At 33.4% G+C, this 14310-nt stretch carries 10 protein-coding genes; 2 read left to right on the forward strand and 8 right to left on the reverse strand.

Annotation, left to right across the window (positions count from 1 at the left end; all coding sequences use genetic code 11):
• Positions 1 to 4: 4 nt before the first annotated feature.
• The 5 genes from BUE10_RS12655 to BUE10_RS12675 all read right to left on the reverse strand — a co-directional run bounded on the left by BUE10_RS12655 (position 5) and on the right by BUE10_RS12675 (position 7196).
• The gene (locus BUE10_RS12655; RefSeq protein WP_073485586.1) at positions 5 to 1471 is read right to left on the reverse strand and encodes an OmpA family protein; all 1467 of its coding nucleotides are present in this window, start codon (positions 1469 to 1471) and stop codon (positions 5 to 7) included.
• A gap of 113 nt (positions 1472 to 1584) precedes the next feature.
• Positions 1585 to 2778 (reverse strand): glycine C-acetyltransferase, encoded by a 1194-nt coding sequence (kbl, locus tag BUE10_RS12660; protein WP_073485588.1) that lies wholly within the window; start codon positions 2776 to 2778, stop codon positions 1585 to 1587.
• A gap of 81 nt (positions 2779 to 2859) precedes the next feature.
• Entirely contained in the window at positions 2860 to 6018 is a 3159-nt protein-coding gene (locus BUE10_RS12665; protein WP_073485590.1) for a UvrD-helicase domain-containing protein, read from the reverse strand.
• A 253-nt stretch (positions 6019 to 6271) separates the two neighbouring features.
• The gene (locus BUE10_RS12670; protein ID WP_073485592.1) at positions 6272 to 6868 is read right to left on the reverse strand and encodes a lipoprotein signal peptidase; all 597 of its coding nucleotides are present in this window, start codon (positions 6866 to 6868) and stop codon (positions 6272 to 6274) included.
• A gap of 121 nt (positions 6869 to 6989) precedes the next feature.
• Complete coding sequence (locus tag BUE10_RS12675; protein ID WP_073485594.1) at positions 6990 to 7196, reverse strand: hypothetical protein; 207 nt, start codon at positions 7194 to 7196, stop codon at positions 6990 to 6992.
• A 211-nt stretch (positions 7197 to 7407) separates the two neighbouring features.
• Between BUE10_RS12675 and BUE10_RS12680 the strand changes: the two genes are divergently transcribed.
• Together BUE10_RS12680 and BUE10_RS12685 are read left to right on the forward strand one after the other, a co-directional pair.
• Entirely contained in the window at positions 7408 to 7731 is a 324-nt protein-coding gene (locus BUE10_RS12680; RefSeq protein WP_234984742.1) for a roadblock/LC7 domain-containing protein, read from the forward strand.
• A 32-nt stretch (positions 7732 to 7763) separates the two neighbouring features.
• Positions 7764 to 8144 carry a hypothetical protein gene (locus BUE10_RS12685; RefSeq protein WP_073485598.1) on the forward strand — a complete coding sequence of 127 codons (381 nt, stop codon included), beginning with the start codon at positions 7764 to 7766 and terminating at the stop codon, positions 8142 to 8144.
• Between the two features lie 236 nt (positions 8145 to 8380).
• Here the strand turns inward: BUE10_RS12685 and BUE10_RS12690 are convergent, their stop codons facing one another.
• The 3 genes from BUE10_RS12690 to BUE10_RS12700 form a co-directional block, all read right to left on the reverse strand.
• The gene (locus BUE10_RS12690) at positions 8381 to 8761 is read right to left on the reverse strand and encodes a TraR/DksA family transcriptional regulator (RefSeq protein WP_026983623.1); all 381 of its coding nucleotides are present in this window, start codon (positions 8759 to 8761) and stop codon (positions 8381 to 8383) included.
• A gap of 10 nt (positions 8762 to 8771) precedes the next feature.
• The gene (ileS, locus tag BUE10_RS12695) at positions 8772 to 12173 is read right to left on the reverse strand and encodes an isoleucine--tRNA ligase (RefSeq protein ID WP_073485600.1); all 3402 of its coding nucleotides are present in this window, start codon (positions 12171 to 12173) and stop codon (positions 8772 to 8774) included.
• Between the two features lie 204 nt (positions 12174 to 12377).
• Positions 12378 to 14297, reverse strand: coding sequence for a hypothetical protein (locus BUE10_RS12700; protein ID WP_073485602.1), 1920 nt, complete (start codon positions 14295 to 14297; stop codon positions 12378 to 12380).
• Between the last annotated feature and the right edge of the window lie 13 nt (positions 14298 to 14310).

A 14310-nucleotide genomic window follows, 5' to 3' on the forward strand; every position in this document is an offset into this window, starting at 1 on the left:
TAAATTATAGTTTACCTTGGTATTTAGAACCTACGTGTTTAATTTCAGTTCTTCTGTTTTGTGCTTTACCTGCAGCAGTTTTGTTACTTGCAACTGGTTGAGAAGATCCAAATCCTTTAGCTTCTAAGTTTTCTGGATTAACTCCTCTTTCAACTAAAGCGTTTAATACAGCGTTAGCTCTGTCTTGAGAAAGTTTATCGTTTACTTTAGCAGAACCTGTACTATCTGTGTGTCCTTCAATAGAGAATTTCGCGTTTGGATAGTTTTTAAGGATTTCTTTAATAGCATCTAATCTAGCTGGAGTTTCTTTGTCACCAGTTTTGAAAGTAGCTTTTCCTGAGTTAAAGTAGATTGCTCTAGCTTGAACTTTAAGATCTTCTAAAGCTTGAGAAGATACTTCAGGACATCCTCTGTTACTAGCTGGACCAGCAACTGTAGGACAATCGTCATCTTTATCTAAAACACCATCTTTATCAGCGTCTAAGAAAGGACAACCACCATTTTCTTTAGGACCTGCAACTGTAGGACATTTATCGTCTTTGTCAGCGATTCCGTCTCCGTCAGTATCAGGACAACCTTTTAATGCAGCTAAACCAGCAACATCTGGACAAGCGTCATCTTTGTCAGCAACACCGTCTCCGTCTCTATCAGGACATCCGTTTAATGCAGCTAAACCAAATTCGTTTGGACAAGCATCAGAAGCATCAACGATTCCGTCTCCGTCAGTATCAGGACATCCGTTGAATTGTTTTAAACCAGCAACATCTGGACAAGCATCATCTTTATCGTAGATACCGTCACCGTCAGTGTCTTTTCCACCAAATTTGAATACAAGACCAGCAGTGTGTTGGAAGTGAGATGGAGCATCTGGAGTTCCAGAAGCATCTTCTCTATCTCCGCTTACAGACCATTTGTATTTAGTAGCTAACTCAAGACCAATAGCATCAGTAAACCAGAAAGTAATTCCAGCACCTGGGTTTACAGTTCCGTAGCTGCTATCTCCAAAGAAAGTATAACCTCCACCAACAGATAACGAAGGATCAATCACTTTAGATTTGATTAATTCTTGGAAGCTGTATTTGATAGTAGCATCAATCCCGTAGTACATTAAATCTCCAGGGTTGTAAACAATCATACCTCTTGAATCATGACCAGCAGCATCTGGAGCAAAAACTACATATTTATCAATTTTGTTTACAGATCCTTGTAAACCAACTGAGAAACCACTACCAACGTATCTAGACACACCAATGTAAGATAAAGAAGGAAGAATATTCCAGTTGTCTTTTACTGCGAATGGCTGAGAAAAGTGCGCAGGGAAAAAGTCAACATGTTCTGGACTTGCACTAGTCCTTGTATCCACAGCATTCACCCCAAAAGAGATAGCCCATGGATTGTTACTGTCTTGTGCGTGAGAACTTAAACCCATCACCATCATTACAGCAACTAAAAGTTTGTTAAGATGTTTCATACTTAATTTTTTTAATTACAATTTAGTTAATTACAAGCAAAAGTAACACCAAATTTTTTAAATACAAAATCAAATGTTAAAAAAAACCTACAAAAATTACTTGAATGTGGTAATTATATAACTTTTAACATTTTACCTGTTAATTTAAAAGCTTCTATTGCCTTGTCTAGATGCTCTTTAGAATGAGCAGCGGAAAGCTGTACTCTTATCCTGGCTTTATCTTTAGGAACTACCGGAAAGAAAAAACCTATAACATAAATTCCTTGTTTTAAAAGTTCATTTGCCATAGTCTGTGATAATTTTGCATCATATAACATTACAGGTACAATAGCAGAATCACCATCTATTATATCAAAACCTGCATTTTTCATTCCTTCCTTAAAGTAATTAGTATTCCATTCCAATTTATCTCTAAGTGTTGTATCTTTTTCTAATAATTCAAAAACTTTTATGGAAGCTCCTACAATTGACGGCGCTAATGAATTAGAGAATAAATAAGGTCTTGAACGCTGGCGTAAAATTTCTATTATTTCTTTTTTAGCAGTCGTGTATCCACCCATTGCTCCACCCAATGCTTTTCCTAATGTACCTGTTATAATATCAACACGTCCCATTACACCTTTTGCTTCAAGCGTACCTTTACCTGTTGCTCCAATAAATCCGGCAGCATGACATTCATCTACCATAACTAATGCATCATATTTATCAGCCAGGTCGCAAATCTTATCCAGAGGAGCAACTAATCCATCCATAGAGAAAACACCATCGGTTACAATTAGTTTAAAACGTGTTCCCGCTTCGGTTGCTTTAATTAATTGCTGTTCCAGATCTTCCATGTTGCTGTTTTCATAGCGATAACGAGCAGCTTTACATAAACGAACTCCATCTATAATAGAAGCATGATTTAAACTGTCTGAAATAATCGCATCATTTTCTCCTAATAAAGGTTCAAAGACACCGCCGTTTGCATCAAAAGCTGCAGCATATAATATGGTATCTTCTGTACCATAAAAATCTGCAATCTTTTTTTCTAGTGTTTTGTGAATATCCTGAGTTCCGCAAATGAAACGTACAGACGACATTCCGAAACCATGCGTATCCATTGCGTCTTTTGCAGCCTGAACCACTTCCGGATGTGACGAAAGACCTAAATAATTATTGGCACAAAAATTTAAAACTGTCTCTCCTGTCGAAATTGTAATCTCTGCACCTTGAGCAGAAGTTATAATTCGCTCCTTTTTAAAAATTCCATTTTCCTCGATTGTCTGCAGCTCACTTTGCAGATGCTCTTTAATTTTACCGTACATTTTTATCTATTTAAAACGTTAAATATTAACAACTTAACCCGTAAAAAGTGAAGTTTTTTCTTTAACATCTGATTAATATTTTCACAAATTTACCACTTCAATTTCCGATCCTATATATACCAAAACCTTTTTTAACACTTTGTATCCTAAATCTTCAATAGCATCCTGATATTCTTGAATTTGTTGCTGATATTTTGAATTAATTGCGCCAGTTTTATAATCCAGCAAATAAGCTTCCTTATTATTAGTCAATACAACGCGGTCTGGTTTTAAAATTTTTCCTTCTTTTTGAACTATGGTCTGCTCATTTAAAACCTTATAATTGCTGTCAAAACAAATACTTAATTCATTATGATTCACAATTTCATTTAGTGTTCTTAAAACCATTTCAGATTGATCAATCGTAATTAAACCATTTTCAAGTGCTTTTACAACTGCAAGATCCACATCTGACTTATCTTTTATGAAAGCCAAAATTTCATGCACAATATTTCCATACGAAATTGCTTCCTGCCGATGCGTTCCCCACATTAAGGCTTCACGCTGTGCTATTTTAATATTTTTAGGATTTAAAACTTCTTTTACGATTGGAATTATCTTTAATGTATCAACAGATTCTTCAGATTTAGAAAGTTTAGTTTTATTTCCAAATTCATATTCCAGCTTTTCAGAATCAAAAACACCTTCATGCATCAAAAATTTAATGAAATACGAAGCCATATTATTTGGAAATTCACCGTCTTTTCTTTCTTTTAAAGATTGGGAAATAATATACAATTGTTCTTCGGCACGCGTTAAGGCAACATATAGAACATTAATATTATCCAGTAATTCTTCTTGTTTTTTTAAATTAAAAACCACCGAAGCACTTTCACCAAAACCCTCAACCGCACTACTATTATCAATTAAAGCTTTTGGCACTCCTAAATCAGATTCTTCAGTATCGAGCCATAATTTATCTTTTGGTTTTCTGTTATAGTCTTCTTCTGCGAAAGGCATAATTACAACCGGAAATTCCAAACCTTTTGATTTATGAATGGTCATTATTCGAACTGCATTATTTCCTTCCGGTGACGGAATACTGAATTTTTCTGCGTTCTTATCCCAATAATTCAAAAAGTCAGCTATTCCCGCCTGGTTTCGAATATCTCTTTCTAAAACAATATCCAGAAAAAACTGCACATAAGCATTTCCTTCTGACGGAGGTATAAATTTTGAAACGATTATTTCTACAGCTTCATAAAGTGATTTTTTTCGAACATTTTCAAAAGACAGCGAAACATCAAATGTCAAAAGCCATTTTTCAAAATCTTCTTCAAATTGCTGTGACATTCCCTGCGCAATAAAATCATGAATTGGCATTTCGATCTCTTTATTTTCAGCTAAAAAGTGAAGAAAATAGGCTTTTGATTCTAAATCGGCATTGTTGTTTAAATACCTGAGGAGATTAATTATCAAACGAACTTCTGTCGCATTTTGAATCATTAATGTTTCTGATGATAAAAGTGGAATATTTTGTTCTGTCAGGTAATTTGCAATTGCAATTCCCTGATCTCTTTTTCGAGTTAAAACAACAATATCTTTATATTTAAAACCTTCCCGAAGTACTTTTTGAATTGTATTTAAAGTCGCTAAAACATACAAATCTGATTTTTCAACAACTTCTTCTTCATCTGCAAAATCTGATTTTTCGATTATTGGAAGAAAAGAAATATTTACATAACCGCCTTTTTTTGAATTTGTATTTTGAAAACTATGATTTTCATATAAATCTTTATAATCTTCATTTATAAATTCAGAAGAAATCAATTTAAAAAAAGCGTTATTAAAATTAATAACCTCACTATAACTTCTGTAGTTTGTATCTAAATGTTTCAGCACTTTTTCATGACTAAAAAAAGAAACTTCTTCTTTTCCTAATTCAATAAACTGTTCCGCTTTTCCTCCTCTCCATCTGTAAATAGATTGTTTAGGATCGCCCACTATCATTAAAGTTCCTTTATTACCATAATCATCTTCACCAGAAAGTGAGTTATGAATTAACGGAATTAAATTCTGCCATTGCATTTCTGAAGTATCCTGAAATTCATCGATAAAAAAATGGCGATATCGCTCGCCTAAACGCTCATAAATAAACGGCGCAGGCTGATTTTGAATTTCACGATGAATAATCGCATTGAATTCTGAAATGGATAAAACATTTTGTTCTGACTGAATCTTTGCCAATTCATTACTCACCGTATTTAGCAAAGAAAGCGGCGTAATGTTTTTCAGGAATGCTTTATAAAAATCTCGTTTTTCAAAATTCTTATAAACCTTAACCAAAATTTGAAGTAATTCCGGAATTATATTTTCAATTAATGATTTGTCTTTTGCTGTTTTATTAATGGCAATATCATCAAATTCATGAAAAGTTTTATTTCGCGGATTAAATTTTCCATCTCGTATGCTTTCCAGGTGATTTGGAAATGTTCCTCTCGAAAATGATTTTAAATCAATTCCGTTTTTATCAATTAATGAAAGTGCTTCTATTGCAAATTGCTCGTTTTCTGATTCCAGATCTTTGCACAATGCCAGCATTTTCTTTTTAATCTCAATAAACTCATCGATTGTTTTATCATTAAAATGAAGAATTTCATTTCGATTATTTTCGTTCAAAACCAAGCGTCCGGTTTCAAGAATTTCTCTGGAAATATCCCAACTTTTATCATCGTCGGTTTTTTCCATTGTAAAATCGATCAGCAATTTAGTCAGCGTTTCGTCCTGACCGGCTTGTGCAATAATAGCATCAACGGCTTCTACCAATAAATTTTCGGTATCCAGAGTGACTTCAAAAGTCATGGGAAGGTTTAAATCGTGCGCAAAGGCACGAATTACTTTGTGCGTAAATTTATCAATGGTCGAAATATCAAAAGCAGCATAATTGTGAATTAAATGCTTGATGATACTTTGCGCTTTTACTTTAATCTGAATTATTGAAAGTCCGATATCTCGAGACAAATCTTCCATTAAATCGACAGCTTTCAAAGAAGGTTCATCTTTTGCAAATTCAGATAAACTTCCCACAATACGGCTTTTCATTTCATGAACTGCCTTGTTTGTAAAAGTTATGGCTAAGATATTACGGTAAGCATCGGGAGTTTTTGATGAAAGAATAATTTTTAAATATTCTTTTACCAAAGTATACGTCTTTCCTGATCCTGCAGAAGCATCATAAATGGAAAAAGACGGACTTTGCATAGGTTTGGTTTTTTGTATTGTAAAAATAGTACAATAATATCAAACCTCAATAATGTAAAATTTTCAAATTCCAAAAAAATAAAAATTCCAAATTCCAATATCTGCAATGAAAATTCCAAAAAATAAAAATTCTAAATCCCAATATCTACAATGAAAATCCCAATAATGAAAAATTCCAAATTCCAATATCTGCGTGCAATGAACACTCAAATATTGGGATTTGGAATTTATTTTTTGTTTTTTTTTTAAATTATTAGTGTTTTGGAAATGCTCTTTTATTGAAAACCAACAAAATTCCAACACCTGTAGAAATCGCCATATCGGCAACATTAAAAATAGCATTGAAGAACATAAAATGTTTTCCTCCAAAGATTGGAAGCCACGATGGAAGATCACCTTCCCAAATAGGAAAGTAAAACATATCTACTACTAAACCATGAAACCAGGTTCCGTATGGATGCGGCGAGAAAAGTGTCGCCAGATTATGTGTGCTGTCATCAAAAATAACTCCGTAAAAAACAGAATCGATAATATTACCTGCGGCTCCGGCAAAAATTAAAGCTATTGAAACAATCAAATAAGTGGAGTGACGTTTCTTAACGGCATCAGCAAGCCAGTATCCAATTCCGAATACTGCAAAAATCCTGAAAACGGTTAGAATCAACTTTCCGTATTCTCCCGGAATTTTTGTTCCCCATGCCATTCCTTCATTTTCAATAAAATGAATTCTAAACCAATCAAAAAGCACAACTTCTTCACCTAGAACGAAGTTTGTTTTTACATAGATTTTAGAAAGCTGATCGACAATTAGAACTAAAAATATAAGGAAATACGCTTTTCTTAATGACATTTTATGATTTTTTGATGCGCAAAAATAACAATTAAATCAAAAAAAACGCTCCCTTGGGAACGTTAATTGTTTCGTAATAAAACTTAAACAAAATAATTTGCTTCTATTATTAGTTTTTGATCTATCTTTTTGCAACAGCATTTGCCGGGCTGTCTGTAAAGAATTCTGAGATAGATTTAAAAATACCTTTACTGGGCTTTCCAGCGGCAGCTCTCTTGGCTTCTGCTTTTTTTACTTCTGCCTTAAATTTAACGCGTAATTTTTCAAATTCCTTCATTCTGTGCTCAACATCGGAATTTACATCTTTGAATTTCAATACTTTAGCCATTGTGTAAGTTTTTTAAGTAAAAAAATAAAATATTTAACGGTTTGGTTTTACAATAATACATAATTTAATTTATATTTGTTAACAAAAATTAACACTTGTTTAATAAATACCACAACTACAACAGATAATATATACTAAAAGCGAATTAATTTTAACTTTTCCACAAACCTTACAATATACGAATGAAATAACTACTATTCTAAACAAATTTTTGGTCGATACTAAAGCCAGCGCAGCTTTAATTTTAAACGGAAAGGGAAAACTAATCACTTCTCTTAATCTGGACTACAGCGACAGCATTGCTGCAATGAGTGCAGGAATTTTATCTATGTGTGAAAAATTTCTAATTGATCTGGAAAAAGGCTCTTTAAAACAACTTTACTTAAAGAGTTCCGATGGGGTTGTCGTCGGAAATAAAATAAGCGGTTCAAACTTCGTGATTGCATTTTCAAGAGAAGGAAGCAACCTTGGTTTATTAATGCATTCTACTGATGAATTATCTGTAGAACTCAGCAAAAATTCCCTATTAAAATAACATAAATCTATTAACCACAAACCCCAAGAACTATGAGTAACGATTTTTTAAACGTGTTTTTGAATGAAATGAAAACTAACGTAAACGGCTTTATAGCTGTAGCTGTAACAGAAATTGAAACAGGATTGAGCTTTGGTAATATTACCGTAGATTCAGCTTTTGATCCTGAATTGGCTGCTGCTTATAACCTGGAAGTTGTAAAAGCAAAATTAAAGGCTGTAAAGGCTTTAAATTTAAATCAGGATATCGAGGATATTTTGATTACGCTTTCAAATCAGATTCACATTATCGACATTTCGCCAAACAAAAAATTCATGATTTATCTTGCCGCAGATGCAACTAAAGCAAATCTTGGAATGACAAGAGCGGTTTTAAGAAAACACAAAGCAGATTTAGAAAAAAATCTGGCTTAATTTCATTTTAATTAGAACTGTCTTACCACTGGCAGTTCTAATTAAAATATTTTTTTCTTCCAGTTTTTATTCTTTTCTATTTCTTACAAAAAACAGACGTCACATTTCGATGTTTTTTTTCATTTTATAATTAAATTCTTTCAAAAAAGCAAAAATACAGCCTTAAACACAAACCCCAAAACATTAAACAAAAAAAACGCCCCTAAAAGGAGCGCTTATTTCATTATATATTTTGATTATCTCTGCAAATTTTTAGCCTCGATACTCATTGTTGCATGAGGAACGATTTTAAGCCTTTCTTTGCTGATTAATTTACCTGTTACTTTGCAAATACCGTATGTTTTGTTTTCAACACGGAAAAGTGCGTTTTTTAGATCGCGAATAAACTTCTCTTGTCTAATAGCTAACTGAGAGTTTGCTTCTTTCGACATTGTTTCGCTTCCTTCTTCAAAAGCTTTAAAAGTTGGAGAAGTATCGTCAGTTCCGTTATTCAAATCATTCATATAAGCACTTTTAATCAAATCAAGATCTGCTTGTGCTTTTTGTATTTTGTTTTGGATTATTTCTTTGAACTCCGCCAAATCAGCGTCAGAGTACCTTGTAATTTCATCTATCATGGTATTATACTTATTTTGAAATTAATATCAATGTTTTAATATCATCAAACTCAATTTCTGTGCCGTTTTCTAAAGCGTCAACAAAAACCAAATTATCTGTTAGTGTCTCAGACTTAATATAGTCTTCATTTTTAGAAACCGCTTCCTCTAATGGGCCGTTTCTTTTTATTTGTACTTTGATCTTATCAGTAACTTCAAATCCTGAATCTTTACGGATATTCTGAATTCTGTTTACTAATTCTCTCGCGATACCTTCGTTTTTCAATTCTTCAGATATTGTAATATCAAGCGCTACTGTAATTCCGTTTGAATTTGCAACCAGCCATCCTTCGATATCCTGCGATGTTATTTCGACTTCTTCTAGTGATAAAGTTACATTATTTCCAGCAATAACAATATCTAACGTTCCCTGCTTGTCTAATTGATTGATCTGATCTGCAGAAAAACCTTGTATTTCCTTAGAAATCAATCCCATATCTTTTCCGAAGCGTGGTCCAAGAGCCTTAAAATTAGGCTTAATCTGCTTTACTAAAATACCCGAATCATCGTCTAAAAGTGCAATTTCTTTCACATTTACTTCGGCTTTTACCAAGTCAGAAATCGCTTCTATTTCAGCTCTCTGATTCTCGTCAAGTACTGGAATCATTACCTTTTGCAGAGGCTGACGTACTTTTATCATCTCTTTTTTACGTAATGATAAAACCAAAGATGAGATTGTTTGCGCCTTCTGCATTTTGCTTTCCAACGTTTTATTAACAAAGTTTTCGACAAATTTTGGGAATTCAGCCAAGTGAACACTGCTAAATTGCTCGGTTTGCGTTGAACTCGTTAAATCTCTGTATAATTTATCCATGAAAAAAGGAGCTACTGGAGCGCTTAATTTACTGATTGTTAACAAGCAAGTATATAGCGTTTGGTAAGCTGCAATTTTATCATGAGCATATTCACCTTTCCAGAAACGACGACGACATAAACGAACGTACCAGTTACTTAAGTTTTCCTGAACGAAATCAGAAATTGCCCTTGTTGCTTTTGTTGGTTCGTAATCTTCATAACATTCATCAACAAATTTGATTAATGAATGTAATTCAGAAATGATCCATTGATCGATTTCCGGTCTTTCGTTTAACGGAATTTCTGCTTCAGCGTATTTAAATCCATCAATATTAGCATATAACGAAAAGAATGAATACGTGTTGTATAATGTTCCGAAGAATTTACGGCGAACCTCAGCAATTCCTTCAATGTCAAACTTTAAGTTATCCCAAGGATTTGCATTTGAAATCATGTACCAACGTGTGGCATCCGGACCGTATTCTGCAATTGTTTCAAAAGGATCTGTTGCATTCCCCAGACGTTTAGACATTTTTTGTCCGTTTTTATCCAGAACCAAACCATTTGAAACTACGTTTTTATACGCTACTTTATCAAAAACCAAAGTTCCAATTGCGTGTAGGGTATAAAACCATCCGCGAGTTTGATCTACTCCTTCTGCAATGAAATTTGCAGGAAAATCTTTGTTCTCGTCAATTTTATCTTTGTTTTCAAAAGGATAATGCCATTGTGCATACGGCATTGCTCCAGAATCAAACCAAACGTCAATTAAATCACTTTCGCGTTTCATTGGCTTACCAGAAGCTGAAACTAAAGTAATTTGATCAACTACATTTTTGTGCAAATCAATTAAATCATAATTTGATTCAGACATGTTTCCGATTTCGAAACCTTTAAATGGGTTTTCTTTTTGAAAACCGGCTTCGATCGATTTTTCGATCGCATTGTATAATTCTTCAACAGAACCAATGAGAACTTCTTCTTTTTTGTCTTCAGTTCTCCAAATTGGCAATGGAATTCCCCAATATCTAGAACGAGATAAGTTCCAGTCGTTGGCATTTTTCAACCAATTTCCAAAACGTCCTTCACCAGTAGATTTAGGTTTCCAATTGATAGTTTCGTTCAGGTCGAACATTCTATCTTTTACATCGGTTACTTTTATGAACCAAGAATCTAGTGGATAATATAACAACGGCTCATCAGTTCTCCAACTGTGTGGATAACTATGTACGTATTTTTCAACCTTAAAGGCTTTATTTTCTTCTTTTAATCGAATAGCAATTTCAACATCTACCGATTTCTCTGGTGCTTCGCCAGCATTGTAATATTCGTTTTTAACGTATTTACCAGCCAAATCACCTACATGCGACGTGAATTTTCCTTGTAAATCTACTAAAGGAACTGCGGTTCCGTTTTCGTCTAAAACTAACATTGGCGGAACTTCTGGTTTTGCTTCTTTTGCTGCTTTAGCATCATCTGCACCAAAAGTAGGCGCTGTATGCACCACTCCTGTTCCGTCTTCTGTAGTAACGAAATCTCCGGCAATTACTCTAAATGCATTTTCTGCATTTTCGTATGGCAATACATAAGGCAATAATTGTTCGTAACGAATTTCTACTAAATCAGCACCTTTAGCTTCGGTTAAGATTTTATATGGAAGTTTTTTGTCTCCGTTTTTAACGTTGTCAAAATCAGCATCGTCTTCACTTAAGAAAAATCCTTTTCCAAATTGTTTTCCAACTAAGTTTTTAGCCAAAACAACATTGATTGGTTCAAAAGTATATTGATTGAATGTTTTTACTAAAACATAATCGATTTTTGGTCCAACTGTTAAAGCTGTATTCGATGGCAATGTCCAAGGAGTTGTCGTCCATGCCAAGATGTGAATATCTCCAAAACCTTGTAAAAAGCTTGGAAGCGTTTCTGGCAAAGTTTTAAACTGCGCTACAATTGTAGTATCTGTAACATCTCTGTAAGCTCCGGGCTGATTTACTTCGTGAGAAGATAATCCTGTTCCTGCTTTTGGAGAGTATGGCTGAATTGTGTATCCTTTGTACAACAAACCTTTATCGTAGATTTGTTTTAAAAGCCACCAAACAGATTCCATGTATTTTGGTTTATAAGTTACATATGGATCTTCCATATCTACCCAATAACCCATTTTTTCGGTCAAATCATTCCATACGTCGGTATAACGCATTACGGTTTTTTTACACGCTTCGTTATATTCTTCGATAGAAATTGTTTTACCAATATCTTCTTTTGTAATTCCTAATTCTTTTTCGGTTCCTAATTCTACAGGTAAACCGTGAGTATCCCAGCCTGCTTTTCTTTTAACCTGAAAGCCTTTTTGAGTTTTATATCTGCAAAAAATATCTTTAATCGCACGCGCCATTACGTGGTGAATTCCCGGTAATCCGTTTGCTGAAGGCGGACCTTCAAAAAATACGTAAGGCTCTGCACCTTCGCGAGTAGTTACACTCTTTTCAAATATATTTTCTTTCTTCCAAAAATCAAGAACTTCCGACGCTACAGTTGGCAAGTCAAGTCCTTTGTACTCAGTAAATTTTGTACTCATTTTATCCTTTTCTTAAACGAGGTGCGAAAGTAAGGAATTTTGAATTATTGTCCATCAATTTCTTTAAATTTCACAAACTTTTGTTGGGATAATGGGTACAAAAACAAAAGAATTGGTCAATTTTTGGCAGTAATCTCAAATTTTTGAGCGAACAAACCAAAAACTAACCAATTCTAATTATTTTCTCGGAAGAATTAAAAAGGACTACTTAAATCCTCCGAAATAGACTTCTTTCATAAAAATTCGATTTCCAAAAACAGGATTTATTTCTACTTTTTCACGTACTTCCTGATAAATGGTTTCTCCGTTAAAATCTTCAATTTCGTAATTAATTTTATACGGGATTTTTCCAGAATTTAATGCAGCAGTTGGGCGGTAATCGCCATAAAGTCTTTTTTCAAAAAAGCTTTTATTTCCGTTGTCAAATTCTGTTTTTTCTGTCGAAACGATATTGTAATTTTCTTTATCAATAAAAACATGATAATCTGTTTTAGGAATTGTTCTGTTTCCTGAACTTAAGGTTTTTTCAAAATAGTTCAAGTGATAACATAGTCTTCCATCGTACATTTCATCTTGCAAAACTTCAAAATTATTCCACAAATCCAGTCTTAAATCGGTAAGGAAATTTATTAAATCAACATTTTTAGATAAATTATTGTAATCGTAAGTTGTTGATTTTGCCCATTTGGCATTTAAACCGCTTTCGCGATCGTCATGACTCCATGCTTCAGCACCATTTACAATTTCATAATAGGTTTCGGGCATTTTTTTCTTCAAAAGATAATTTGTGCTTGTAGCCCACTTTTCTTCTGTTTGCGGTATGTTATTTCCTTCTATTGAAAGTTTAGAAAAATAATGTGCTTTTTCTACTTTTTTCAAAGCCTGGCTTCCACCTAAATTATCTACTACTTTTGCCAGTAAATTTGCATTTGACTGATATGGAATAGAATCCAAAAGATTAAATCTTTGGGTTTTTGCTTTTTCTAAATAAGCTTCGCGGCGTGCTTTTTCACTTTCCCATTCAGCATCTTGCTGCTCTATTTTTTCAAAAAAAGCTAATCTTTTTTCTTCTTTTTCTTCTTCTATTTTGAGGCCTAATTTTTTAAGATCGGCAAAACGTGTGGTGTGGCTTCTTATTTTTTTATCAACAAAAAAACCATTGTTTACACTTTTAACGATAGATGATCCTCTGGAATCCTGTTTATCATTCTCAATAAGTAAATTAGCATATTGCAATGCTTTTTCTTTATTTTCAAGTAAATAATAAGTTTCGGCTAAATTGTTTGTTACTATAAATCGGATGTTTTCGTTTGCGGGCGAAGGCGGGTATTTCACTAATAAATTTTCCAGATATTGCAAATGTGGTAATAACGGTTTTTCGTCTAAACCTTTTTCTAAAGTTACTTTTGCCATCTGAGCTGTAATTTCGTTTTCAAATGCCAGCATCTGGTTGTATTCAGAATGTCCTTTAGTTGTTACAAATTCAAACTTGACTTTATCTTCGCCTGTTTTGTACTTTAATTTGTAATTAAGATACCTCTGTATTGCTTCAACAGAACTGTAAATTACCCTGTCTAACCCTAATTCTGCAACTGTATAATTATCATCTTTCTCTGCTTCTGCAATTTTTTTATTGTTCATATCAACTGCACCTTTCAAATTGTCTTTTTTAGAACCAAAGGCAAGTAAATAGGATTCTACAGTATTAAAATCCTGAGTTAATAGAAGTTTATCTGCACATTTCGCTTCTACTTTTATTTTTACACTATAATTAGAAAAAGCCTGAAATACCCAGCCATTCTTCTCTTTATCAAATGTACTGTCAATTTTTGTTGCTTTATATTGCGGCAGTTCAACGGTTAAATAAATTTTTAGTTTTCCGTTTGCAGGATCTTTTATAAAACCTTCTATATTAAAGAATTTTTTCTTCAATATTGGCTCTTCCTGTATCAACTGCTTATCCATTTGATAAAAAGTAGTCTGCGTTAACACATTATCCAGAACAGGAAATTCTGAATACTTAATTACGGGTATATAAAATTTCTTCTTTTTTGAGCTTATTTTTTCTTGTGCCTGAATTGAACCAATTACAAGCAAAGTGAGTAAGAGTAATATTTTTTTCATAGGCAAAAAAAAA

The organism is Flavobacterium sp. CF108 (assembly GCF_900129795.1).
Lineage (GTDB): Bacteria > Bacteroidota > Bacteroidia > Flavobacteriales > Flavobacteriaceae > Flavobacterium.